Annotated in this window: 16 protein-coding genes; 11 read left to right on the forward strand and 5 right to left on the reverse strand. The window is 53.2% G+C overall.

From position 1 onward, the window contains the following. Positions 1-4 precede the first annotated feature (4 nt). Together Pla22_RS25785 and Pla22_RS25790 are read left to right on the forward strand one after the other, a co-directional pair. Entirely contained in the window at positions 5-301 is a 297-nt protein-coding gene (locus Pla22_RS25785) for a hypothetical protein (protein WP_242632224.1), read from the forward strand. 62 nt (positions 302-363) lie between these two features. After that, on the forward strand, positions 364-507 hold the full coding sequence (locus Pla22_RS25790) for a hypothetical protein (protein WP_242632225.1): 144 nt from the start codon (positions 364-366) through the stop codon (positions 505-507). Here the strand turns inward: Pla22_RS25790 and Pla22_RS20895 are convergent. Further along, positions 493-1,191, reverse strand: a complete 699-nt coding sequence (locus Pla22_RS20895) for an NAD-dependent deacylase (RefSeq protein ID WP_146516760.1) — start codon at positions 1,189-1,191, stop codon at positions 493-495. The genes Pla22_RS25790 and Pla22_RS20895 overlap by 15 nt on opposite strands. A gap of 296 nt (positions 1,192-1,487) precedes the next feature. Beyond that, entirely contained in the window at positions 1,488-2,573 is a 1,086-nt protein-coding gene (locus Pla22_RS20900; RefSeq protein WP_165440775.1) for a DUF1570 domain-containing protein, read from the reverse strand. 163 nt (positions 2,574-2,736) lie between these two features. On the opposite strand from Pla22_RS20900, the gene Pla22_RS20905 reads away from it, so the two are divergent. The 4 genes from Pla22_RS20905 (at position 2,737) to Pla22_RS20920 (ending at position 8,160) form a co-directional block, all read left to right on the forward strand. Next, positions 2,737-4,053: a hypothetical protein gene (locus tag Pla22_RS20905; RefSeq protein ID WP_242632226.1), complete on the forward strand. Its 1,317-nt coding sequence runs from the start codon at positions 2,737-2,739 to the stop codon at positions 4,051-4,053. After that, positions 4,050-5,075: a peptidyl-prolyl cis-trans isomerase gene (locus tag Pla22_RS20910; protein ID WP_165440776.1), complete on the forward strand. Its 1,026-nt coding sequence runs from the start codon at positions 4,050-4,052 to the stop codon at positions 5,073-5,075. Before Pla22_RS20905 ends, Pla22_RS20910 begins: the two co-directional genes overlap by 4 nt. After that, positions 5,072-6,424 (forward strand): NTP/NDP exchange transporter, encoded by a 1,353-nt coding sequence (locus Pla22_RS20915; RefSeq protein WP_146516763.1) that lies wholly within the window; start codon positions 5,072-5,074, stop codon positions 6,422-6,424. The genes Pla22_RS20910 and Pla22_RS20915 overlap by 4 nt, the downstream gene beginning before the upstream one ends. A gap of 359 nt (positions 6,425-6,783) precedes the next feature. After that, positions 6,784-8,160 (forward strand): hypothetical protein, encoded by a 1,377-nt coding sequence (locus Pla22_RS20920; protein WP_146516764.1) that lies wholly within the window; start codon positions 6,784-6,786, stop codon positions 8,158-8,160. Positions 8,161-8,762: 602 nt separating this feature from the next. Here the strand turns inward: Pla22_RS20920 and Pla22_RS20925 are convergent. Beyond that, positions 8,763-9,512, reverse strand: coding sequence for a gamma-glutamyl-gamma-aminobutyrate hydrolase family protein (locus tag Pla22_RS20925; protein WP_146516765.1), 750 nt, complete (start codon positions 9,510-9,512; stop codon positions 8,763-8,765). A 580-nt stretch (positions 9,513-10,092) separates the two neighbouring features. On the opposite strand from Pla22_RS20925, the gene Pla22_RS20930 reads away from it, so the two are divergent. From Pla22_RS20930 to Pla22_RS20950, 5 genes are all read left to right on the forward strand, one after another. Further along, entirely contained in the window at positions 10,093-11,175 is a 1,083-nt protein-coding gene (locus tag Pla22_RS20930) for a 3-oxoacyl-ACP synthase III (protein ID WP_146516766.1), read from the forward strand. 191 nt (positions 11,176-11,366) lie between these two features. Next, complete coding sequence (locus Pla22_RS20935) at positions 11,367-13,571, forward strand: HlyD family efflux transporter periplasmic adaptor subunit (RefSeq protein ID WP_146516767.1); 2,205 nt, start codon at positions 11,367-11,369, stop codon at positions 13,569-13,571. Next, positions 13,558-14,616 (forward strand): HlyD family secretion protein, encoded by a 1,059-nt coding sequence (locus tag Pla22_RS20940; RefSeq protein WP_165440777.1) that lies wholly within the window; start codon positions 13,558-13,560, stop codon positions 14,614-14,616. Before Pla22_RS20935 ends, Pla22_RS20940 begins: the two co-directional genes overlap by 14 nt. Then, entirely contained in the window at positions 14,613-16,670 is a 2,058-nt protein-coding gene (locus Pla22_RS20945; RefSeq protein WP_146516769.1) for a hypothetical protein, read from the forward strand. The genes Pla22_RS20940 and Pla22_RS20945 overlap by 4 nt, the downstream gene beginning before the upstream one ends. Continuing rightward, positions 16,667-17,254, forward strand: a complete 588-nt coding sequence (locus Pla22_RS20950; protein WP_207310445.1) for a peptide chain release factor family protein — start codon at positions 16,667-16,669, stop codon at positions 17,252-17,254. The genes Pla22_RS20945 and Pla22_RS20950 overlap by 4 nt, the downstream gene beginning before the upstream one ends. A gap of 366 nt (positions 17,255-17,620) precedes the next feature. Here Pla22_RS20950 and Pla22_RS20955 read toward each other — a convergent pair whose 3' ends face one another. Together Pla22_RS20955 and Pla22_RS20960 are read right to left on the reverse strand one after the other, a co-directional pair. Next, complete coding sequence (locus Pla22_RS20955) at positions 17,621-19,087, reverse strand: redoxin domain-containing protein (RefSeq protein ID WP_146516770.1); 1,467 nt, start codon at positions 19,085-19,087, stop codon at positions 17,621-17,623. Between the two features lie 197 nt (positions 19,088-19,284). After that, positions 19,285-26,595 carry a hypothetical protein gene (locus Pla22_RS20960; protein WP_146516771.1) on the reverse strand — a complete coding sequence of 2,437 codons (7,311 nt, stop codon included), beginning with the start codon at positions 26,593-26,595 and terminating at the stop codon, positions 19,285-19,287. Position 26,596 lies beyond the last annotated feature (1 nt).

Consider the following 26,596-nt stretch of genomic DNA (forward strand, 5'->3'; position numbering starts at 1 on the left):
TGTGGTGGCTGCGGCGACTGCCAAGGTTGTGGCGAACTTTACATCGACCCTTGGATCAACGAGCCCGCCGATTGCTGTGATCCTTGCGATTGCTGTGGCAACCACAACGGCCAATCGTGCGGCAAATGCCGAAGCGTATTCAGCGGAGTCAAAAGCCTTTGGGGCTATCGCTGCGATAGTGGCTGTGACGACACCTGCGGTGGCTGCGATACAGGATGCACCGAGTGCAGCTCTGGATGTGATTCCTGTGGTGACGTTGGTTGTGGTGGTGACTGCTGCGAACCCACTTGCGGTTTCTTAAACGAACCAGTGTGCGGTTGCGAAGCTGGCTGTGACGGATGTTCGTCGTGCAGCGGTGACAGCATGAGTTACATCAGCAGTGAACCGGTTCTGAGCCAACCGATTGTCAAGGCAACTCCTACCCGCGAACCGTACAAGCCTGCTCGCACTAAACAAATCTTCCGCCCTAAGAGCACGATCGCTGGCGAAGGCTCAACACGACGCTAACGATTGCAGGAACCGCGGAACCTCTGTGGACGCTGCACCCCGGATTGACTGGTCAAAAGCATCGGACGCCGGTGTTGCCCCTAAATTGATCTCGACCTTGCGACAACTCGGTTGCGTCCACTGGACAATGCCGGCTGCCGGGTACACGAGTGCTGACGTGCCGATGGCGATGAACAGATCAGCTTGCGCGGCAGCACGCTCGATCGTGTTCAATCCGATGGGCATCTCGCCAAACCAAACGACGTGAGGCCTAAGTTTGCCTATCAGGTCGGAACCATCGGGATGAGGCGTGTGTGGACTCAAGTCGTCACGCCAATCAAAAAGCTCATCGGTTAACATGCAGCGAGCTTTCAGGAGCTCACCGTGCATCGCCAGAACATTCTTGCTGCCCGCACGCTGATGCAGATCATCAATGTTCTGCGTCACTAGCAAGAAATCGTCGTCGTGCGTGCTTTCGAATCTCGCCAACGCTTCGTGAGCGGCATTGGGTTTGATCTCGGGCGAAAGCAAAGCTCGCCGCCGCTGGTTATAGAATGCATGCACCCGTTCTGGATTGCGGTGAAATGCCTCGGGCGTCGCGACCTCTTCCAAAGGGTAGCCCTCCCAAAGTCCATCCTTGTCGCGAAATGTCGGGATACCGGATTCCGCCGAGATCCCCGCACCGGTGAGCACTAAGATTTTCATGCGAGTTTGCTGCGCCCTCGTTTGTGAACTGTATCGTGTCCAGCCTAGATTCTGACGCCGCAGTCCAAGTCATGCTATCCATGCGACCAAGCTTCGTGACTCCAAGCTTTGTGACTCCAAGCTTCCCACCCCCCAAAGCTTCCCGACGCATGCTTCGCAACACTACGTTCGCAACGGTTGCTCGATTGTCAGGGGCGGTGGTATCCACCTTCGATCCTCACGGACGTTAGCAACGAGTGCAGCGTAAGCGTGAAGTTGCGCTTTGAGCGAATCTCAAGAAGAGGCTCGAACGATGACTATAGGCTGTGAACAAACCAAGAAACTCGTTTGCTCAATTCGAGGATATTGGAATCCACCGCTTCCTCCACATCTCGCAGACGTTGAGTCCTCGGATAATCCGTGAATGGCTGGCGACTGCTCGTGACGTTAATGATCCTGGCGAAGTTCTGCGGTTCACGTTCTGCGAGATAGAACATCACCGCCCAGGACACGGCATAGGCGTTGCTAACCCGCTTAGGATGCTCGAACATCGTGTCATCACTGAACAATTGCATCACGTCCGCTGCAAAGTCTTCGTCATTTCGATGGGGGTAGGTTCTCTTCAAGAAAGTCAAACTGTCGAGGTTTATGCGATCTGACGTTTGTGCCCCGCGACGTCGATTTGTCATGCCAGCGGGTTCGAACATTTGGCCAAGGCCCTCGCTGATCCACTTGGGCGTATCGCACAAACGTGAGTGAACACCACTGTTGAAGGCAGATTGATGAGCCGCTTCGTGACGCACGGTTGCCTTGACAAAATCGCTGCTACCACCGTCGTGCGTGATCACCCGGTTGTTCTTTCCCGAATAGACTCCGGCCACGCGACTCATGTTAATGTCCCACTTTTTGAACTCGCGATACATTGCTTGTTCGTCCGGCATGACAACGGCTACCATCGGAAAACGTCCTTCGCGGATCTTCACGCCGCGTTTGCTAACGTAGTCACAGAAGCTACGATGCGATTCCTCAAATAGTTTCGGCCATTGATCCCCGCGTCCTTCGGGTTGAACGATCAGAAAGTTCTTGGTGGAGTGCACCTCGAAACCACGCCCATATTCATCGCGCAATTGATTCCGCAATTCAGGCACCGGAATCGGCGAGTATGGTTCGTTGAGCACTTGGATCTGGTGTCGTGGATCTCTCGAATTGATCGAGTGCATTGCGCCGTCACGTCCAAGAATCAAGGTTTCCCCCGGGACATCCAGAAGCTTCAATCCTCTCGTGATTCGCCCCGAATCCAAGAACTCCACAAAGGCGGGCGCCTGGCCGTTGGTGCTGGCACAATCGTGCGCGATGCCAATCGCAAGCGTGGCGATAAGAATGGTGAGGCGAAAGACATTCATGGATGGCACCAGGAAAGCGTCAATTGAAGAAACCGTACGCTGAAAAGGTAGGTTAGAATCAGCGTTGGACCGGGACCTATCAGTTCCATGCCGCCCAGTCCAAGGTTGTCGGAACCTAAGCCGGTTCCGAATGTACCGAACGTACCGACTACGAGACTTGCCCATGTCGACTCATTTCCGCATTCCCAACCATCGCTGCGTTGTGGCAGCCTTCGCGCTGATGATCGCGATCAGTCCGCAGACGCTATGTCGGCTTATTGCCCAAGAGCAAGTCGATACGGCAAAGGTGACCAAGGACGACGTTTTAGATTTGCTCGAGCAACTCAACGCTTCCAGCTTGACCAAGCGAAGAGAGGCCGAGAAGGCGTTGATTGAAGCGGGTCCGGACGCGCTGGACTACTTGCCTGAAACGGCGAAAGGCATGTCCATCGAAGCATCGGAGCGATTGACTCGTGTGCGCTCAGCCCTTCAAAACCTGAAAGCACAGTCCGAAGCAAAAGAGGACGTCGTTCGTGTTCGCCTCAACACCGTTACCAATCTGGGCGAAGCCCTTGAAGCGATTAGTCGAGATAGTGGAGTCGAATTTGAATACGACGGCGATGAGTCGGTCGCAGTACGTTCCGTTGAATCGCCACTCCCATTTTGGCATGCTGTCGATTTAGTCTTAGACGCGGCCAATCTCGACATTAATTTCTACGGTGGTGATGCAAGTACTTTACTGCTCGTGCCAAGACATGCAGAACGTCCCTCTCGAGTCGATTCCGCTGCGTATACCGGCGTCTATCGAATTGAACCCACAACCGTCACTTCGCGTCGCAGTTTGAACCAACCCGACATGAGCGCGTTGAACATCAGCATCGAAATCTCTTGGGAACCGCGTCTGACACCCATCGGGCTAAGCATCCCCGTCAATCAACTGTCCGGTCGCCTTGACGACGCCGCGGCGTTAAAGCCTCAAGATTCCGGCGATACAATTGACGTTGCCACCAACGCCGACCTCGCGTTCAGTGAATTCTTCTTGCCAATGCAACTGCCTGCGGGCCAACCCTCAAGGATCACGTCGCTTTCGGGCGTGATCCGAGCGTTGCTACCCGGAAGGAAGCAAACCTTCAAACTTCCACTCGCCGAACTGGGCAAGGAACACAAGATTGATTCGATGACCGTTCGGATCGAAGACGTTCGTGAAAATGGTGCCATCTACGAAGTAAGAGTAGGAGTAGAACTAGAGAATGCGGATCGATCCTTGGAAAGTCATCGACATTGGATTTTCGAGAATGCTGTCCATATCAATCGTAAAGATGGATCCCGTGCCGATCACTTAGGGTATGAAGTCTATCGACAAACCAATTCCGGAGTGGGCATCGGTTATCTCTTTGATCTAGGTGATACGGCACTTGAATCGACCCTGATTTACCACTCGCCAACTTCCGTGGTCAAGAACGAGGTTCCTTTCGTTATTCAAGACATCCCTTTGCCGTGATTGGACAACTCTCACGCACCGCAGTCGCGATTGTCTTACTAGGCATCACTTCGTTCACTTCATGTTTGTCAGCAGCAGACCTGGAGCCCGCCGACCCGTTTGCAGCAGTCGATGGGTATCCCGTCTTCCTGGGTGAGCTTAGTCTCGTTCTAGGCAAACGACTAAAAGTCAGCAACCTGAACCAGGTACCACCGGAAATTCTGCGAGCCACTGCGTTTGTTGTTGTACGTCAGCATTTGGCACTGCAAACCCTCCTTGATCTGGGTGGCGATGCTTTGCAGGCACAGATTGATCAAGATTTGCAATCGTATCGAGCGAATTTGCAACGTCGGGGAACAGATCTTAACGAAGAAGCAACGCGACTTGGCAGCACTGAAAAAGCAATCATTGCGAATCGTTCTTGGAATGTCGCTTGGGCGGCTTACCTGAAGAGTCGTATCACCGATAAGAACCTGCGTCGCTACTTCAATGCAAATCAAGATCGCTATGGCGGTAAGCGATACCTCGTATCACAGCTATTCGCGAGTGTTGATTCCAAAGACACCGAGGGGGTTGAGCGATCGCTTCAACGGATGCGTCAACTGGCGGATCAAGTACGCTTACACAAGCGACCTGCAACAGCATTTGAAGAAGCGAAAGCTGAGTACGGTTCTGATGCAAAATCGGGACAAGCAATCTGGATCTCTCAACCTGGGGATTTACCTGCGGCAGTGATGCGATCTGTTCATCGCCAAGCGGACGCTGGAATATTAGATCCAGTCTTAAGTCCTTTAGGTATTCATTTAGTATTCGTTCACCAAATCGAAACCGTTGATGTTTCGTTCGATGAACTGACCGATCAGTCAGTGCTGCGACGAGACGCTTCAAATGCGTTGCTTGAATCCTTAGTGAACGCCCAAGTGGACGCGAAAGTCCAATGGTTCATCGACCAGCTAAAGCCGCCGGAAGGAACCTCGCTCATTCCTCGAAAGACTTCGGCCACGAAGGCAACGAGCGACACGGAGAGAACGGACACCGAATGAGCCAGAGCAATGATGATGCCCCGGAAAGCATCGAGGACCATCCGCACGTCAAACGTGCTGTCCTCTGGGCAACGGCTTGGTTCTTCTGCATTTTGTTCGGATACATGGTCGTTCGACCGATCCGAGAGACGATGGGGACGACCGTCGGCAGCGACGGACTGCGAAACTTAATGTGGATCACGTTCGTGGTCATGATCATTGCCGTTCCCAGTTACGCTTGGCTTGTAAAACGTATGCCGCGTCGATGGCTGGTGAGAACGGTCTTTCATATTTTCACGGCCTGCTTGGTAGCGTTCTACTTTGCCATGCAAAGCGATTGGGAACCTGCGAGGGTCATGACATCGTATGGCTTTTTCGTTTGGGTGAACGTGTTTTCGCTCTACACAACCAGTGTGTTTTGGAGCGTCTTGGCGGATCTGTTTAGTCACCAACAGGGCAAGCGTTTGTTCGGACTGATCGCGGCCGGAGGAACGAGTGGCGCGATCAGCGGCTCGTTCTTGACCTCGCGAATCGCCAGCTTGATTGGCACGCATCAATTAATTTTAATCACCATTGCATCCATTCAAGTTGGGCTTTGGTGTGCCTGGCGACTGGAAAGGCAGATGGCGATAGATCGCCGAAGCAGCGATGAGGAGTTGGAAAGCGATTCCATTGGCGATCGAGAACTCAGTGATGACCAGCTCACGACCGAGCCTGCGAATAGCGAATCAGACCAGCCGAACGTGGATGCTAGTTTGTGGAGTGGAGTGATAGAGGTGGCACGGTCGCCCTACTTGGCTGCAATTTGCTTGTTTTTGTTTTTCTTTCAAACCTTCGGCACTCAACTCTACTTCCAGCAGGCCGACATCGTATCTGCAACGCTCACTACCAAAGAGGCGAAGACTGAATTCTTTGCCAACTTGGACTTGGGTGCTCAGGTTTTGACCCTTGTTCTTCAAACACTCATAAGTGGATTTGTTCTTCGCCGGTTAGGTGTTAGCGTCGCGCTGGTAGCACTTCCACTGGCAAGCCTCGTCGTGTTCACATCACTTTCACTACATCCCAGCCTGTGGGTGCTAGGCATCTCAATGATTGTCGTGCGTGGCATGAGCTATGGATTGACGGTTCCGGCTCGCGAAGTGCTTTTCACGGTGGTGAGCAAGAACCAGAAGTACAAGTCTAAGAACTTCATTGATACTGTTCTTATGCGAGGTGCCGACGCGATTTCGAGCGCTGGCTTTACCCAACTCAAGAACCTGCAAATCCCTACGGCGCAGGTCAATCTATTTGCCCTGCCGCTCGTCGCACTCTGGGCGATAGTGGCTTGGCGTCTCGGCCAACTCCAGAAAAAGAAGAGCCAAACGCTGTAAACACACGAGGCGTTTGAGGCAATTGCGAGAAGCTAGTTGTTGAACAGAAAACTTGACGGCTTGATTGATCGTGTGAAACGCATGCGAGTGAAACAGAACAAATCATTCCAGTTTTGCAAAAAGATAGACTGAAGTTTCGATTCGACTTGACCGACAAGGTCTGCACGGGGTAACTCCCCAATATGCGCCTACTGAATCGCCTTTTATCGAACACTTGGTTCCCAGCACCACGCCGTCACGCATGCGTGACATCGGCAATGTGGTGTCTGGTCGTTTTCTTCTGTGCGCGCGACTTATCCGCGCAACAGTTTCAAAGCGGCGTGGGGGCAACTGGGAATGTTGGAATCCCACAAACCAATATGGTTCCGATAACCCCGCCCCCCAACCCGTATGGCGGAAATAGCTTTGGCGCGCCGAGCAGCGGCTATGCGCCACCACCTCAAAGCGGCTACGGGAGTTTCGACCCTTACGCGACCACGCCGAACACATCGGGTGGTTATGGAAATGGCGGGGCCCTGTTCGGTGGTGGTACAAGTCTCGGCGGGCCAACAGTCACGCCGATTGGCCCCCCAACACCTGTTTCTCCTGGAACTTTCAATCCAGCACCTACTTTTAGTTCGACGCCGTCGTTTGGCGACAGTGGAGGATTGTTCGGCGGAATTTTTGGAAGTCCCGCCTCGTCGCCTTCGTTCAATGCGCCACTGAACGCACCGATCATCAACGCGCCCGCTTACGGCGGCGGATACGACAACCCAAGCGTTTACGGCACGCCCACCTATAGCGATCCCTCTTTCGGCTCTTCAGGAACGATGTTCCCCAACGGAGCCTTTCCTTCCTCAAGCCCGTCGACGCTATTTCCTGATGGAATGTTCTCGGGTGGGTTGTTTCCTGGTGGAGCAGACAACCAATTCAGCGCGTATCGACTGCTTCAAGGACCACGCATCCGTCATGGCTACGTTGGCTTCGGAGACAGCGACGATGACTTGAACATCAATGACACTGATGTATCGGCAATCCTCGCGTTTCCAAACTTCTTCTATTCCAATCAACCGCTCTACGTGGTCCCGTCTTTCTCACTTCATTTGTGGGATGGCCCCGACGGTTCGGCGCCAACAAGCAATATCACTGCCGACCTTCCTGGGAGTGCCTACAGTGCGTTCTTGGATTTGGGCTGGAACTCTGATCCCAACCAAATGTTTAGCACCGAGTTTGGCGTACGCGTGGGCGCCTTCACGGACTTTGATACGTTCAACAGCGATAGCCTGAGAGTCCTCGGGAAAGGGCTAGCGAGCTTCCGATTGACGCCAGCTTCCACGCTAAAGGCAGGCGTCTATTACCTCGACCGCAACAAGGTGAAACTTCTTCCGGCAGGTGGATTGCTCTATCAACCCAATCCTTACACCCGAATGGACATCTTCTTTCCTGAACCCAAACTTGCTCGCTATTGGCGGACGGTGGGCACCAATGATGTTTGGTGGTACCTCGCCGGTGATTACGGTGGAGGATCGTGGACCATCGAGCGTGACAACGGGAGCAGCGATAGCATCGACATCAACGATCTTCGCGTGACACTCGGTCTGGAATGGGGACAAAGCGATGCCATCCGCGCCGGACGCCGCAACGGATTTCTTGAAGTCGGTTATGTATTCGATCGAGAAGTCGAGTACCGCCGCAACCCGAACGACAACTTCAAGCCGGACGACGGAATCGTATTCCGAGCTGGCTTAGGCTACTAACCGCACGACGATTGCGGCAGAGAATAAGCAACGGCAAAACGACTAGTATCGGCCAACGAATGCTCTTGTTTTAAATGAGAGAAACAGGCACTTGTCAGACCGATACACTTCTTTGGACAAAACGTGGACCACGGCAAGGTCACAAGACACACGTTCTCGGAAGTTGGCTGAAGGGGGAAAGTCTAAAGCACTTAAGCTTGGTTAGTTAAGCCGGATGATGGGCCGCGTCCAAGAAGCAATGCTAGATGGAAGCGCATAAAAAAAGGCTGGACGCACTTCGACTCGTGCGCGTCCAGCCTCAAGTCAATCCTGACTTGCATGTGCCATGTCTAGATCAATTCTCTCGCTCTACCCCAGTGCAAGCACATGTGGTGTATGAACGTTTGCCATCCCGGCGGCGAATCCTCTGTCATCCTTAAACATCGTTGAAAACTTGGTCGGTTTCGATTGTCGCTGCGTCAATCCGTGGGCAGTCAACAACATCCGTGTCCGACAATCAAAATCAACCAGCGTTTCAACACCTAGATGTTGTTGGCACTGGTCACATCCTTATGACCAAGTCCTCGGTAAAGAGGAATCTTTGTAAAGTCGAGCGGACAAACCTACGCGACCAATCGAATTTCTTGTTCGGTTCGTTCGCGAACTGCGTCAACGAATTCTTCGAAGATACGGATATCCAAAGCCGAAGCGGCTCCGCATTCGGGATGGAACTGGGTGCCGATGGCAAACCAATCCATCATTTCACTTTCGATAGCTTCGATGACGCCATCGGGGCAACGAGCAGTGACTCGGAAACCGGGGGCAACTTCATCAATCGCCATGTGGTGACGACTGCTAACACGAATTTCACCGTCACCGTAGACACGACCAACTAACGAATCGCTTTCAACGTCCAAGGTATGACGATGATTGGGATCTTGAGGATCGTGGTGAGGGACAGCACCCGGCAGGTCTTCCTTGATATGCAAGAATAGATTTCCGCCTTGCTGGACGTTCATCAATTGCATCCCTGTACCGATTCCCAGCACAGGCATGCGACGTTCGGCGATTTCAGCCATGATCATCCGGTCACTCGTTTCACGAGCCGGATCTAAGGGTCGAACACTTGGATGAAGCATGAAGCCGTCATTCCGAGGGTCCAAGTCAGCTCCGCCAATTAAGACAAAGCCAGAAACAGAGTCGAGCAGCGTGCTTACCGACTCAGGATCACTCAGCGGGGGAACCACAACTGGTACACCACCGGCATTGATGATGGATTGAAAGTAACCGGCGGCGATGTAGCTGTAAGCTGGCATACTGCGGGCAGCAGCACGAAAGTCAGCGTTCATCCCAATGAGGGGCTTATTCGACATCCGAAAGGTCCTCTTCGAATCAGCGAATGGAAAATTGCAGAATCATCCTGCAGGCACCGAAATCAAAACGGAAACGTCGCCGGTGCTGGCTGATGCATGTCGAATGGAAAGATGATTGCTCTTCATGGCCCCCCGTGTTGGACTATTGCGATGAAGGAGCGAGATCAACTGTCGATATTCGTATGGATTGCTAGCGACTGGAAAAGTTTAAGGTTTGAAGCGGCTGGGAAACACAACGCTTGTCTTTCCCACGGGTAGGAAGGTATCGACGTCACTAACCCCATCCAAACTCAAACTACATCTTCCCTTTACATGGCCGTGCTAGCACTACATGGAGTGATAGCAAAGCGTTATTTTGCTAGCAACTTCGGGTCCTCGCGAATTTTCATCGCGGCGTTTTCTGCGGGCCACGGGCGTATCTTTAACCTCGGTCAACGTGATAAGAAACGCCATGAAACGCAGTAGCGGATTCGCTCGTTCCATTAGAATCTACTACGGACCGGTGCTAACTCCTAACGAAACCAGCCGGGTTTAATTTTTAACCAGTCTTAGTTCCACACCAACTTCTACGAGATGCTTTGTGAAATTTGAAAACGTCGTGCTTGATTCTATCGGCGCCGTAATTCCCGAGGAAATTTGGTCGAGCGACGAGATTGAAGCAAGATTATCGCCCGTTTACACACGTCTGCGTCTGCCCGAAGGACGCCTGGAATTGATGAGCGGAATTGCAAAACGGCGTGTTTGGCCGTCGGGAACACTGCCGAGTGGACCCAGTATCCAAAGCGTTAACGCTGCAGTCGAAGCGAGCTCTGTTGACCGCGATCAAATTGGATGTCTGATTCACGCGAGTGTTTGCCGTGACTTCTTAGAGCCAGCTACGGCGTCTCGGGTTCACGATGGTGCGCATTTACCATCGTCCGCCTGGGTATATGACGTTTCCAACGCATGCCTTGGCGTTATTAACGGGGCCGTACAAATCGGAATGATGATCGAAGCTGGCGTGATCGAGGCCGGCATTGTCGTCGGGACCGAAAATAGTCGTCCGCTTCTCGAACAAACGATCGCTTCTTTGAATGCCGATCAATCCTTGACCCGCAAGACGGTCAAGCCCGCGTTTGCGTCGTTAACGATCGGCTCAGGTAGTTGTGCGTGGTTGCTAACCCATCGCAAACATAATCCCGAAGGAACTTCAATTCAAACCGCGATTGCCGAGGCGAGAACTCAGTATCACCATTTGTGCATGAGCGATCACGATTCAGCCGGTGCGGGAATGCAACCTTTGATGGAAACCGATTCAGAAGAGTTGATGATCCAAGGAATCGCGACCGGCGTTGCCGCATTTGAACGCTTGCTATCGGAAAGCAGGCTTGCTCGCGACCAAATCGACTGTTCGCTCTGTCACCAAGTGGGAGCGCGTCACCGGGTCGCGATGCTTGAGGCAATGCAATTGCCAATCGATCGTGACAGTGCGACGTTCGATCAGCTAGGGAACACTGGCAGTGTCGCTTTGCCGCTGACCTTGGCGTCAGCAGCAGCACGAGGCGATCTGAAGTCAGGTGACCAGATTGCGATGTTGGGGATCGGTTCAGGAATCAACAGCGTGATGATGACTGCGAAATGGGGACGCACGGCGATCGCGGGCAATATCAGCGACCTGAGCTAGCAAGATCAGCCATCCATCGACGCAATCAACCTGAGTTTCACGGCGCGTTCTACTTCCATTGCCACGATGTTCCACCGCCGTGTGTACCTTGCTTTGAGCTTGGAAATCTTGATACACCCCAGAGTTAGAACTGGAGCCTCTTCGCTCTGGTTGTCAATTCTCGATGTACTCGCGTTATCAAGGTCACCGACTTGGCGACGGCCCCCGCCAACGAACCGTTCGTCTTTGTCCCGTCCGCTAATCGTGGTCGTCGTGGGGGCGGTGCAACTTCAACGCATGGGTTTAGCCACGCCGGTCACACCAATGACGGGCCAATCGTCGATCAAACTCGCCGGGAAATCGCAGAGATCGTTCGTGAGATTGCCTCAAAGTCTCGACAAGAGATTCCCCTGGACTCTTACTTACGTTTCTTATGCGACCGAACGCTCCGCGCGATGGCCGCCGAAGGCGTTGTGATTTGGGGGCAACCCGCCGATCACCGACACCACCCCGCGATTTTCGAACCCTTGTCGCGGATCGGGCGAATTACCGACCAATCCATTGCTCAATCATCCTTCGCGGCTCATCAACGACTTCTTCTGGAAGTCGCACAAAGTGGCGAACCGGTGGTGGTCCCCTCCACGCCGCAGGCAACGGACAGTGAAATTCCAGCCAACCCGACGGACTTTCCGGCGGCAATCGTATCTATCGCCGCAGGAAACTCCGCCCCATCACCACGCTACTTAATCGAAGTGTTCTTAGAACCTGATGGCGGAGTTGCCACTCAGCGTGGATACCTGCGGTTTGTTGCCCAAGTCGCGGACTTGGCCGGTGAATACTTTCGAGACGAACAGTTGCGCACCTTGATCGCTCAACAAACTCTCGCGGAACATTCCGACACTGCGATTGCCATCATCAACCGAGCGGAATCCGGCCTTCGTGCTGCAAACCTAGCCGTCGATAGCATCGCCGACCTGTTTCACTTTGCTCGCGTGGCGTTGTGTGACGTACGTGGACGAGGCAGGGTGATCTCGGTCAGTCATGTCGACACCATCGATCATCGATCCGATGCAGTCCGAAACCTAATCACCGCCGCCAACGAAATCTCGCTCGACTTGACTCCGTGGTGGAATGAATCACTTGATGATCCCGTGACTGAAGCGTTCGATGGTTCACAAACCGAATCCAGTGTTGACGCGCAGCACTTAGAAGTGATCGCTGTGTTTGGCTTGCCGTCGAGCCAGACCAGCCGTTCCGCTCGGATACGCACCGTTGAATCACCCTATCGAATCGTGGCACTCAATCGCGCAGGCGAGAACAGAAATCCCCAGGGCTTTCCCGCTCACGTCAAACGCGAATTAAACCGTTTGGCAGAGAACGCTCTGTTAGCGATTGAGCGACGATCGCAGCGTCAGAGCCTCGCTTGGCTCAATCGCTTTCCATCGACCGCCAAGCGACTGATGTCTTGGGGTCTCTTCATTACGATCGCTGCGTGCTTACTGCTGATTCCTATTCCTAAGACCGTCGACGTACCCGCGACCCTTCGTCCGTCGTCGATGTTGAGGCTCACCGCCACTCGAGATGCCATCGTCGATCAAGTTCACGTTGAACACGGGCAATCAGTTCAACGAGGTGACCTGTTACTTTCGTTAGTGGATCCTTCCCTCGAGCAGAAGATGACTGAATTGGTTGGTCGCCGAGCTGTTTTGGTTCAACGACACGCCAGTCTTACTGAATCGATCGTCGACGGTTCTTCTCGCGATTTTGATCAAATCGAGAAAGTGCAAGGGCAGCGGGGTGTTGTCGAAGAGGAAATTGCATCCGTCGACCAACAAATGCGTTTACTAAGTGAGCTGCGAGGTTCGTTGCAGCTGCGTTCGGATCGGGACGGAATCATTGACGCTTGGCAGGTGCAAGAACGGCTCGCAAACCGTCCGGTCCACCGGGGTGAACCGCTTTTGCAGGTCGTCAGCCAACCAACAAAATGGCTGGTCGATGCACGCGTACCGCAAAATCGCATTGCGACGCTGCGAACGACGGGTGAAAACGAACAGCTACTAGCATCCGTGACATTGCATGACCAACCCGAACGAATATTACCCGCGTTGCTTGAACATTTCGGCCCGGTGTTAGCCGCTGACCATTCGCGTTCAATGCCAAACGCGCAGACGGCTTTCGGCGAACGCGATTTGGTATCGGTGACTCTAAGTTTGTCGATGCCACAAGACGAGGATGAAGCTCATCATTCGCCGCTGGACCTGCGGAACGAGGCACCCGCGCAAGTCGTTTTCCATTGCGGCAAGAGCACACTTGGAGATTTCTTGTTCGGCGATCTCTACCGTTCGGTGGTTCGCCGCGTGCGATTGCACTTGGGACCGTCGACGGTTGCCATCTCATCTACCTATGAACAGAAATGAAACGATGATCGCGTCAAAATCGCTGCGAAGTCTTCTATCCGCTTTTGTAGCGGCATCGTTGTTGACAGGAACATCAGCACGTGTCGGCGTAGCAAGCGAACTTGACAATCGTGTTGATGGCCTGGTTTCGGACGGCTACACAGTGGAAGTGGATGAATGCTTGGTACGATTCGCGAAAGAAATACAAGTTCCAGCGTTGGCGACGGGACGTGTGGACCAGGTGATGGTTCAAAAGAACGATTTTGTCGAAACGGGATCGCCTTTGGCTCGCCTTGATGACCGTGCGCTGCTCATCCGTCGTCGCACTGCTCAGTTACGAGTGACTTCGGCTCGAGAACAATCTAGCGATGAAGTAGAAATCAAATACGCTGAGGTCGCCTTGGCTGAAGCTCAGGCCGAACTGGACAACAGCCGTTCGATTCAAAACGACGTCCGCGGTGCGATTCCGCTGACTCAAATGAGGCGGATGCGATTGGCGGTCGAACGTGGCGAGCTTGAGGTGACCCAAGCGAAAAAGCGGAAGCTTCGAGCAGAGTTGGAGGTTCAACTTCGAGAAGCTGACCTGTCGGAAATCGACGACGCGATTGGACACCTGCACACTGACAGTCCCATCGACGGCATCGTTTTAGAAATCACACGCGCGGCAGGCGAATGGATTGAAACGGGCGAAACGATCGCCCAGATTGGAAAAATTGATCGTTTGCATGTGCACGCCCTGGTTCGAGGTGACAAACTTTCGCCCACGCAATGTCGAGACTTGCCCGTGAGTGTGCATTGGACCGATCCGAGTAACGGAAAAAACCATTCGCTACGCGGACATGTTTTGTCGGTTGATCCCCAGACATTGCCAGGTGGTCGCTTTCGAGTCCACGCCGAGATCAAGAATACCCGTTCATCCGGCTCAGCATCTGACCAGCACCAAAGTTGGTTGCTAACACCGGGTACTCCAGTGAGCATGAAACTTTACGTTCCTGCATCGGATCCGCGCAGTGACACGCGGCAACGCGAAGAGGTTTCGCAATCCCAAATTCGGTTGGGGCGATGAACGGATTTACGGGAGACCTAAGGCGAGACTTAATTTCATGGCCCGATGGAAGTGACAATTCCACTCGGCAAAATCAGATCGTTCACGATGACATCAGCGGGCGATTTGCAAAGATTTCTCAGCGAGTATGGAAAGCGATTTCCGAACCTCAGTCCGCACACGACGTCCAATCGAGCGAAGTGGCCGAGGCGATGGAACAGGCCAGGTTCGCGGGCTGGACAAGACAGCGCATCACAAGCGAGAAGCGTCAATCTTCGCCGCTCTACATTCGGATTCCTTTAATCTCGATCGATGGACTTGCCAAACTACTTGCCATCCGCACCGGATGGATATTCAGCAAGCCCGCGGCTATTTTTTGGAGGGCGGTGATCACCGTCGCAGTGCTGATGATCGTTTCGAGATTCGATCAACTCACACAATCCCTCGCTCGACTGCCGATCTTTTTGACGGAAGCGAATGCCTGGACGATCGGTCTCGTTTTCCTTTCCACCAAGTTCATCCACGAGCTAGCTCACGCAACAATGTGTCGCCGCGTCGGTGCCAGGTGTGGAACATTGGGGGTGCTATTATTGTGTGGGGTTCCCTGTCCGTACTGTGACGTGACCGACGTGTGGCGGGCGCCAAACGCACGTGATCGAGTCTCAGTCATGGTCGCAGGAATTTACGTTGAGTTAATCGTCGCCTCATTGGCAACGTTTGTTTGGTGTTTAAGTAGCGACCTATGGATTCAATTTCACGCGTTGAATGTTGTTATCGTTTGCGGAGTCAGCACACTACTTTTCAATGCAAACCCACTAATGCGATACGACGGCTATTATGTGCTTTCCGATTTTCTGAACAGTGTGAACTTGCGTCGAGAATCTCGCCAGTCGTTCGATCGCCTAGTCACTAATCGGCTTTTTCGAAAACCGATGGCAGCGGTATCGTCGTTTCGAAAACGCGATGTATTCCTCAGTGGATACCACTCCGCATCCGTGGCGTATCGAATTCTCGTGATGATCGCCTTGTCGGCAATGGCAATTGGAATTGCGGATCACCTTCATTTGCGTTCGTTGGCGATTGCCATGACCTTCGCGTTTTCTTTCATGTTGATCGTACGGATGGTTAAAAAGGCGATGCGACTATTGATCGGTTCGGGCACGTGGCAAGGGGTAGCATGGACGCGCCGACTTGGCTTCCTAAGCGTCACGCTTAGCCTATTTGCGGCGTTAATTTTCTTAATCCCCATTCCTCGCCAATGCCAATTGCTTGGTCATATCGACGCTCCTTCAGCCGCAAAAGTGTTTCTTCCGGCGGATGGTGTAGTCGATGTCGTCAACGCGGACTTTGGTGACCGGGTTCGGGAAGGCGAAGAACTCATCCGCGTTCGCGATGATCAAACCAAACTTGACGTGATAGAACTGGAAGGTCACGCTCGCGTAGCTTCACTTCGCAGCCAATCGGTACGTTTGTCGTCGCTCGATTCCGCATCACTCAGCGCAACCGAAGCCGTCGGACAGTGGGAGTCTTTGCATGCGGTAGAAACCGCAATCGAAGCGAACCTTGCTTTCGCGGACCGCCAACTTCAACGGGTGATCGTGCGGTCTCCAACTGCTGGGATCGTGATTCCACCGGCCATCGATTCTGATCAATCACCCTCGCGAAACTTGTCGGATTCATCGTTGCAAAGTCTGCGGGGCACTCGCAGTCAAACTGGCATCCCATGGTGTCGCGTCACTAAAGAAGGCAAACTGTTTGCGGTGCTTGAAGCCAATGCGGTCTATCGACGTGAATTGAGCGAAGGAACGCTGCTGCGAATCAACGAATCGCAGAGGCCTGATAAAGTCTACACTGCAAAAATCGTGTCGATTTCTGCGATCCGTCGTGATGATCATGCTGTCACGCGACAGGCCTCGTTTCGTGTGCTGTGCGAAATACCGACGACGATTGGCGATGCCAATCTAGATGCCGATTTTCTCTCTCGGATTGGTGGATCGTGCGTAGCCGTCGCCGATCTACCGGGCAGAACACTCGTCGCAAGTGCGAAAGAGTCATTGCGAGAGTGGCTCCGATGACTCATTCGCAGCCTCCCAACCGACCGGAACTTCCGCGACCAGACCAGCGGATGGCGGCCATGTTTTTGCTACCTCCGCATCCTACGTTGCTTCCACTGGAAACGCTGCTCGCCGATTGCGATCAACGGTTCCAGCGCCGAAGCGGCCCCGGAGGACAACACCGTAACAAAACCAGCAGCGGCGCGTTTCTTACGCATTCGCCGACGGGAATCACCGCCGAGGCAACCGAGCGTCGAAGTCAAGCCGACAATCGGTCCATCGCCTTCCGGCGGCTTCGATTTCAACTTGCCGTTACGATTCGAACTCCGTCCGTGTTTGACCAAACCGCCAGTGCGATTGAGAACGAGTTACGAAAGAGGTACGAAAACGGAAACCTAAAACTTCGGCAGGAGAACGTTGACAAACCTGCCGTGATCGCAATGCTTCTGAACGACCTGCATGCTGCAGGCGGACAGGCCAGCTTAGTCGGTTCACGTTGGAATGTATCCGCCTCTGCTATCGTGCAGTGCCTCAAGAGCCACGCACCCGCTTTCGCTTGGCTCAATCAATGTCGCGAACATCACGGACGACGCCCCCTAAAGTGAGAGCCAAGACAAAGCTGTCGCCCGTGACAAACTCTCAAAAGAGCCCTCAGCATCTCAGGCTGAGACACATCATCAAGCCAGATTGTTGAAGCGCGACGATCACATTTCCGCCGAATCGCCGTCCGAAACGGAGATATAACGAATTCTTTACCGAGTGGTACGGCAGTTGCGATCTATTGGAAGCGTTACTAAGTGTTGCGATAGCTGCTTATTCGACTCGCTAGCCGACACGTCCCGACGGAATCTTATCCGTGCCGTCGGAATCATCAAATGCGTGCCCTGATCTTTACGGGGTTCGCATTTTTTTTTGGACTGAACGAACCAGATTAAGCAAACGATAAGGCGTCCCCAGGTTACCAACTACGATTAGGGCCTCTTTCGCGGAACCTTCTTGGTGCCTGCGTCACGATCAACTTGGGTATCGGAAGTTTCTTTTTCGCGAACGTCTTGCTGATTCTTCCCTTGCTGCGATGCGCCGGCTTCTGCGGATCCGATACGGCCTCCTACCACCATGACATCGAGCTCGTCGGTCAGCCGCTGTTCGAGTGACTCTTCGTCGGCGAAACCCAAGTGAACCGATTCCACCAAGCCATCTTTACCAATCACGACCGTTTGGGGGATCGATTCGACTAGGTAGCCATCGGCGATCTTCCCATCCTTGTCAAGCAGCACATTCATCGACAACCGCTCCTTCCTGAGGAACTCTCGAACCTCCTCAGTTTCTTCTCCGGTATTGACCGCAAGAAACACGACTCCTTTGTCCGAGTAGCGATCAGCAACCTTCTTAATGATGGGCAAAGCGGTCAGACACGGCTCGCACCAAGTCGACCAAAAATCCAATACGACTACACGTCCCTTGAGCAACTTCGAATCGAATCCTTTCTTTCCGAACGTTTTGGCAACAAATGCCGGTGCGGGTTTACCTAGCAGCGGGTGGTAGCCTTTCGTGCCAGTGATCTTTTGGAAGTAGTCCTCTAGCGACTCGTATTCCACCGCGTTCGGTGCTTTCTTGAAGACGAACAAACTGTCTTCGACCTTGCCAGTCATACGCCAAGTGAGAAAGTCGTAGCGAACTTGCGACGAGTAACCGGCGGGCACATGGACATCTTTGGATGCGATCAACATGGGCGTCAGATCAATCAGCATGCGAAGCGGTTGCGGTTCGTCGCCAGCGGAAATCCATAGATCCCAAGTCACGTCATCAGCTTGTACCCCATGCAAATGAACAGCGGGGATCTCGCCTCGGAACTTATCCTTGTCCACTAATTCAATCGACTTCATACCACCGATCAACGACACCGCAGGATCGCACCCCGCGAAGGACAAGGCCAAAAGTGGTTCGGGATAAGGCCCTATCGGCACCGGCAAATCCGTAATCGCTTCTTGAATCGACAACTGCTCTGGCAGCGTAAAGTACGCATCCGGCGCCATTGCAGCAACAATCGCCCCTCCATCGCAATACAATCGCGTTCGTTGGTCGGGCTCTTTCAGGTAAACGGTGAAACTGCCTGGTAATCGAGAAGCAATCTGAAACGTTGATTCGCGGCTATCGACAACTTGTCCCGACAAGACGGAATCCGCCAACATCTCGACTGTCACACGCGAGACCTTCGCACTGCGAATCGATTCCAGCAAAGGCATCAGAGCACTACGAACTTCCTCGCTTAACTGAAACGTGAATTTATCAGCGGCGGCTTTCGCCTCGCCCTGGCTTCCGTTCGCTGCTTTATCGGTAGGCTTAACCAATCGAGTTTCGGTCGGATCGTCAGCAAGCAGTCCGACTGTCCAACAGGAGACGAGCAAAGACAAGATCGAATAGCGAAGAAATGACATAGAACCGATAGCAAGAATAAGTTGGGAGTCTGTCGTTCTGGCGAAGAGTCAAACCATGATAAGTACAATCCCCAAGTCGTGCTACAGACCCGATGTCGTTCGACGACCGATCAACAGCTTAGAACAACGACTGCGCATCGCGAGCGAAGTCATGTTGCGGACGCGCCGAAGTCACTTCGAATCTCGCTGGAAGACCGTCAAATCCACCGCGACAATCGGGGATTTCGTTTTGCCTTCGTCGGAAAAATTGGCATCGAAAGCGCAACCAGCACCAAAGCCGCTGCAACGTAGGGCGGCGCAACGAAAAACGAAAGCATGCCGAGAACGCCCAGCCAAAAGACCGGGTGGACGATGATCGGTCGCAGATACGACGACAAGGGCCGGCAACAAAACATCAAACCAAACACAAGAATTAACGTGATCACTTTGGTGATCAATCGTCGCACGCGACGGTCGTTGAACGTGCTGGTGTCAACCGACAACCCGTGGTTCGTTGCGGCAACCAATTCGACATTGACGAGCTGAAACCCATCTAATCCAGAGACAGGCAGCAACGCATTGTCTCGAGCCACATAGCCGGGCAAATACTGACTGGCGTAGACTGCCATTCGCTGGTCAAGTCGATCCCAGTACTGAGACTGCAATTCGGGACTGCTGTCCTTAACAACATCCGTTTCGGACTCCACACTCGGCTGAGCCGATTCGGCCAACGCGTCGATCGCCTGCTCGTCGTCTTGTATCGTCAAGCGAGCAGGATGCTGAGCCCCCGCTGAAAGTTCAAGGTAACGATCAAGCCAAGGCGCCAACCAAGACGCCACTTCGCCGCTGGGACGATCCGCGAGAAGATCAACCGCCATCTCGACGGATTCGACCACCGAGCGAGCCAACGACACCAATCTTTGCGATTCGCCGCTAGCGGACGACTCTTCAGACACCTGGGTTGGCAAAATTGCCGAATCGTTGCCCAGTGCGGGCGTGTAAGTCGACAACCAGTTTTGCGTCACCGGGATATCAACAAGTTCCGGTAATCGGGTAGTGGCCCGCGTCGCATGGGCTTTCTGTCGGACAAGCACTCGCACCACTTGGGATAGTCGACTTAGCGTCAATGGCACTCGAACCATGACAACGCGTTCGGCGGCGCTGGTCGACTTTGATTCGGTATATGCTGAACTATTTGCGACGCTGCTGAGGAGCGAGAAGTCGACTGGTTTTCCACCCACCCAAGCGCCCAACATCTCAGCCTCGGCCGGAAGCCGAACGTCAATGGATTCACGACTTCCCGGCGACAGGTCCCAGTGCGTCACGACGAAGATAGAATCGCCGCTGGGAAGAATCTGATTGTCTTGTGAAATGGCGACAGCGTGAATTCCTGTTTTCGGAAGCGGAGCCAAGTCCACGGCCCAATTACCGCCGATTGCTTGGTAGACGGCCGAATCGCCCGATGAAAGACCGCTAACCTCCGCTAGTTGATTGGACGATTCTGAACCGCCATCAGTGGTTGGCATTGAATGTCCAACCGTCCAATGAGCAGGCATTTCGGAAGCTTCGACGCCGCTGGTTCTCCATTGAATGGGCTCGTTGACCAAGCGTCTAGGAACGTGCAGGTAAGTCGTTCGACGTCCGGCACCTAAGATGTCGATCGTAGGCACTCCGATTCGCCCATCGTCGTTTTGTTCGAGTTGTCCCGTCAGTTCAATCATCTTGCTGATTTCAACATTCCGATCACACATCACTCGCAACAATTGCACCGACGCGTCCGTTGAGGCCTGTTGAGACCATGTCGCACTGGGCGAAATACTCAAAGACTCGCACCATCGTTTTGGAATTTCGATGTCAACAAAATCAGGAATCTTCCCGCCGGTGAACTTCACTTTCGCGGACACTTGCCAGCGACCAGAATCACGCGATAAAGAGATCAGTTGCTCTGAACTAAACCGTGTCGACTTGGGACGCACATTGAGTTGACCACTCCAAAGCTTGGTGCGATCGATCTTGTTGACATTCGCGTCGATATATTCTTGAACTTGATCAGGTGGCAATACCCAAGTGGCAACGTGCAACAGTCCTTTGGAAAGATCACGAACATCCACCGCTTCGTCGGTCGGAGTTAAGCCCAACAGCGGGCGGACCACTTCGACATCACAAGTTCGATCGCGAGTAATCGCGTACACTTCACTTCGCACGATTCCGGATGACAAAGCGCTGGCCACTTCAGATGTTAAATCACTAGCTTGGATGCTGTAGGTCGGTGGAACAAATCGTTTGCTTGACGGCAGACTCGCCATACCTACAACTTGAACTCGGACCATTCGCCCTTCTGCAAAGTCGCCAATGCGAACGGATTGCTGGTTTTCAACCTTCACACCTGGCGTTAATACTTTTTTACCGTCGACAATAACGTCAAACAGCTCAACCCGCGGTGGCACAGTCAATGTGTATCGCTTTGCCGCATTACCCTGAGTGTTGATCGTTGCATCGTAAGTTAATTCCAGTTGCTGATCCGTCACGTGAAGTCGTTGGACCGCATCAACTTGAACAAGTGCAGGGCGACTTAGGGTAATCACCGGAGTAGGCATTTCAGAAACTGCCACGACAGCGCGATCTATTCGCCCGCGGTACCCTGACCAACGGACCAAAAACTGATCCACCGAAAGCGGTTCAGTCAAATCGCCGTTCGAGACACTCATTTGCAAAGGCTCGGTGCAATGCATCGCAACCCATGCAGGTGCGTTTTCGCCGAGTGCTGCTGCGATCACTTCAGGAATGCTGATGGACTGCGACCAATTGCTATTGGTCATCGGATCCGAAACCGATTGATCCGTATCCATCGCTGACGTACCGACTGGAACCGTCCAAAGCAGGTGAACGGGGCCAGGATTATTGCGAACGCTGCTTACGGTCATCAAACGTCGGTTAGGTGCATACAATTCGGACGACACGAATTGCCAGTTGCTCGAAGTCATCAGCGGCATTTGCGAGTCGCGAATTACAAACTCAAACGATTCGCCAGAACCGACTGGCAAAGGTGGTTCAACCTCGCAATCGATTGACACTCGCTCCTGCCCCGCTGAAATCCAATAACGTCGTTGAAGGGCTTTGACATTTGCATCCCCGTTGGTACGACCATCAATTCGATAATCAACGATCAATTCGCCCGTCGGCCCAATCGGTTGCGACCAACGTCGAAGATCCGACTCGGTCATGATACGCCCTTGATCTCCACCGACTCGAACAACGCTCAAATTGATTTCTGAATCGACGCTCAAATTGGCCATGAAGACCACGGGGATCTTCATGCGATATCGAGTCCAGCCTTCGATGGACTCTTTCGCCGGTCGCAGCGTTACTCGCAAACGGAACGATTGGCCAGTTGGCAGCGTGATCAACGTGTGCCCCGTCGCCGAGGCTTCGTAACGGACAATTCGATTGCTGTCTCCTCGGCTCAATTCTCCGATCAACTCTATTCGCGAAACGTTGGCAACCTCGATAGGCAACTCAACTTGATTCAAACCGACGGGTGTCGTCGGAAGGCGAATGGCATAGTCGGCCTCAATCACAGTCTCGCGAATGGGGCTTTCAACAAGTTTGGGATCGCCAATGCTAAGGGTGTATTGCGCCGAAACGAGATCAGCTTTTTGAACCGGAAGCCGTTGCTGACTCGGAAACAATTGGTCTTTCAAATACTGCGGAACATAGACCATGTCTCCTGAACGCTTTCCTTCTTCATCGACGGGCACTAACACCGTCACCGGGCGGGCGGCCTTCGCGGCATTGGTCTCTGAAGTCAACTGGCACCAAGCGGAATCTGTGCAGAGTGCCGAAAAAATGATTGCGCCCATGACGCGAAAGATTGAAGCCCACGACAAGTCGGTGGAAGCGTCGTCGGAATTGGGCGTATTCGAAGCCGGGTATCCATCGGAAGCATCAGTAGTCATGCCTCCATCTAGCAGCGTACCTCGCTGAGTCCACGAACGAGCCGAAACGAGTAACGAAGCGGCGACAGTCGGCACAAGCAACCAACCGATCAATGGAAACCGCCATGCCCACCATAGAACCAAGATCGCGACCAAAGTGGTAAACCACATCGCAACAATCCAAATTGAACGTTGCATCATGAACCAAGTCGCAGTAAACGTGGCAATAGCAAGCAGCCATCCAAACGCGAGCGAGGTGTCGCGTCGGATCAGTGTAATTTTCATTCCTGGTTCAACTTCGACACCACTGACCAACTGATTGGTGCGAAACGCCCGGACTTGGCTGCTTTTGAGAATCGACAACGGGGCAAATGAATCAGTCGATGAGATCAATTGGTAGTCGCGTCTTAAGACGGCTGCTTTCACATCGACCAAGGGAATACGAACTCTGCGTAGCCAACTGGAACTGAACTGGCTGCGTTCCCAAGTCACGCGGACGACTTCAGGCGATGGCGAGGTTACATCTTCACGCGGCGGAAGCACGATGGGAAGCTGCGATATCGACAACAAATCGACGCCGACTCCATCTCGGGTGATCGACGTCAATTGCAAACTTGGTTCATAGTCGATCACCAAAGGTTTTGAAACGGTGACTTGGTAGGTAGCTTCAACACGATCGCTACCGCGGCTCGATGCCACCATGCGAATCTGTTCATGCGCAACTAAGTTCGGTGCGGTATCAGTGTCCATGTGAGCGACGGTCAACAGCATCTTCTCAGTCGACTCATACCTTAGTCGTGTCCCGGTAAATGCCTCGACTCGCTTGCTCGCATCATCGGTCGCTGGCCCCGGTGAAGGGGGAACCTGATACGGCGACGGGATCATCTGAATCAAGGGATTCTTGGAAAGCACATCAATGCCTGGTCCAATCCAAACCTCGCTTTGTATGCTTGTTGCTTCAGGCGCAATCGGCAACTCAAGCGTGGTACGAGCTGCCGAGTAACGCCGGCGTGCGATCAACGATGCCGTTCGCAAATCAAGGTCCAAGACGTTGATTCTGTAAGTGTCAGCATCATCCTCGGTTGTGACCTCGACCTGCGATGTTGGCAAACTAGTGCTCGGTTCACCGTCTTCGTTGGTAATCGACCATTGATACTCGGGCAATGATCTGGAGCTTCCCGTACGAACCAGCAAACGTTCTAGTGAACGTCCAGACGTGGTCACCTTCAGCGTCAGTTCTTCGTAGAATTCACCGTTGCGGTATTCCAGTCGAGTCGCCAATGCAGCACCGTAATCAACGCTGGGGGTTGCCAATCGCACCGCGGGCGTCTGTCGATCGTTGGGACGAAAAAACAAAGTGTTACGATTTAAGCCACCAAAGAACGCCGACTCTCGCTCACTGAGTGTCGACTTATTGACTCGACTGCGATCCAAGATTGCTTCGCCACTCCAATTCATATCGCTCGGTGGCTGAATCGCTGCAACCACCGGATTAGATACTGCGTCGATTCGGGCTAACCAGAGCGAGGGCAAGTCAATCGAACTTCCCTTCATGTTGACGCCGCGCGAGGCACTGAGCTCGACAATCAGAAACCATTTTTTCTCACGAACGGTGGGATTTGGATTAAGAGGTTGAATGGCATCGGCATCCGGCACCGTGATTGGCTCATCAGGCGATTCAGGCTTATCGCCACCGGCATCCACTTCACGTTGGATCAAGTCAGCAAATTCAGGCCAAACCCAAAAGCCACGGACCGCTTCATTGACTGAGGGAAGTTCGATGGTCCGTCCCGATGTAGGTAAAGAGATACTCTGTAGGTCCCAACCAGGCTGCACTTTCATCTGTACCGGCGTGATTCGCTCTGGATCAACTTGTATTTCGACCCTTGCGATTCCATTGAGCGAGGTATCGCGTGCTTCAAAACGCAACCACGTTGCCGACGAGCGAAAAACGGGCTCCTCAGCCAATTGCAATCGCGACCATGCGTACGGGTTCTTAGCCGCACGCCTGCCACGTCGAAGAGGTTCTTTTCGTGTAAACTCGCTATCGTCTTGCTTGACCGCGGGTAAGGCTGCTCGTTCCAAAGCCTCTGGATCCAGTACGTAAGATGGCCCCGATGCACTATGAGTTTCAAAACGTCCCGAGACGGCCTGCGTGACCTGTGTCCACCCGGGAGGCATCGCCCACTCGATCAAACTCAAGGGCCGTGCAATCATCAAACGCACTTCATCCAACACTGAAGCATTGACCACCTTTCCTTGATCCCACTGTGGCATCGGAAGGTCACAAAATTCGTTCCAAGATGACTGGCCGATGACTGCAACACTGACAAGGGGCCGTCGTGGGTCTATGACCCCTGGCGGAGGAATGATTGTCAAATCTTGAACTTTCAGAACACCCGAGTCTGTAACCAGTTCATCAACGACGGTGGTTTCAAACGCGGCATCTGATGCGTTAACTTTGATCGAGGTGATGTTCGACCCGGCAATCCGCAGCGACGGCAATTTCAAATCGACTGGCAAGCTCAATTCCATCCGCTGAACCCAAAAGAGTCCGGACGGTTCGACGTTGTATTCCATCTTCGTACGACGAATTACCATCGAACGCTCGACTTGATCCAGGTCCGACCGGTGGGTTTCAAAGCGTACCGTAGACAGACCGCCTGCATCGACCTCATACCAACGTCGTTTGCCCTCCAACGATTGCGAAATATCGCCAGCGTCGCTGGGTGGTCCCGGACGCGAACGCAACACTCCATCAAGTGCAATCAACTCCATCGTTTCGGGAACCGAGAGCACGAAACGAGTTTGACCGGTGCGAGGAATGCGAAGTTCGAATTGATGCCCTCGCGCGGTGGGCTTGCCGTGAAGTTGCCAATCAAAGTCCACGCGTGTTCTGGACGCTTCCGCAGATTCAAATTCGGCATACAGCTCGCCATCTGGTCGCGCAATCAAACGAGGAATCGTCGACGGGTCACCACTTCGCTTGACATCAGAAAGTTGAATTGCAAAGTTGACACGTCCTAGCGATCTTCGAATCAAACCTTCGCGGAGCGATTCGATGTCAATCGAGCTTCGGCGACTGACCATGGTGTCACGATCAATGTCGATCCAATACTCAGCCGATCGCAAATGACTTGAATTTTCGTCGGCCGTTGCCTCCCGCCACCGATCAATCGCCTTCTTCAGACTGTCGATAGAGATCGGCCAGTAGCTTTCGGGAATGACTTCAATCATTTGACCAGGAAATATCCCCATCGGCTCGATGGTCCTACCGTCTGGCAATCGCGTTGGAAATTCTTCCAGTGGCTCTGGTATGTTAGCTTCGTCGATCGCTTCTGAATCACGGGCACTTTCGACCGTGTCATCCGACTGAGCTTCTTTCTCATCAATAGAAGGTTCGGGTTCCGGATCGACAGGTTCGACCGAATCGTCGTTGGTCATCGACGATTGTTCGCCCTGCGGCTCGCCGTCTTGCGCATGCGATGCGACTGGCGACATCGTAAGCAACATCACTGCACTTAGACCACCAATCCACACGACACTTCGCATGAGAGATTGGACTAGCGATATTGAATGACTGACAAATTTCATC

The sequence above is a fragment of the Rubripirellula amarantea genome, from assembly GCF_007859865.1.
GTDB lineage: Bacteria > Planctomycetota > Planctomycetia > Pirellulales > Pirellulaceae > Rubripirellula > Rubripirellula amarantea.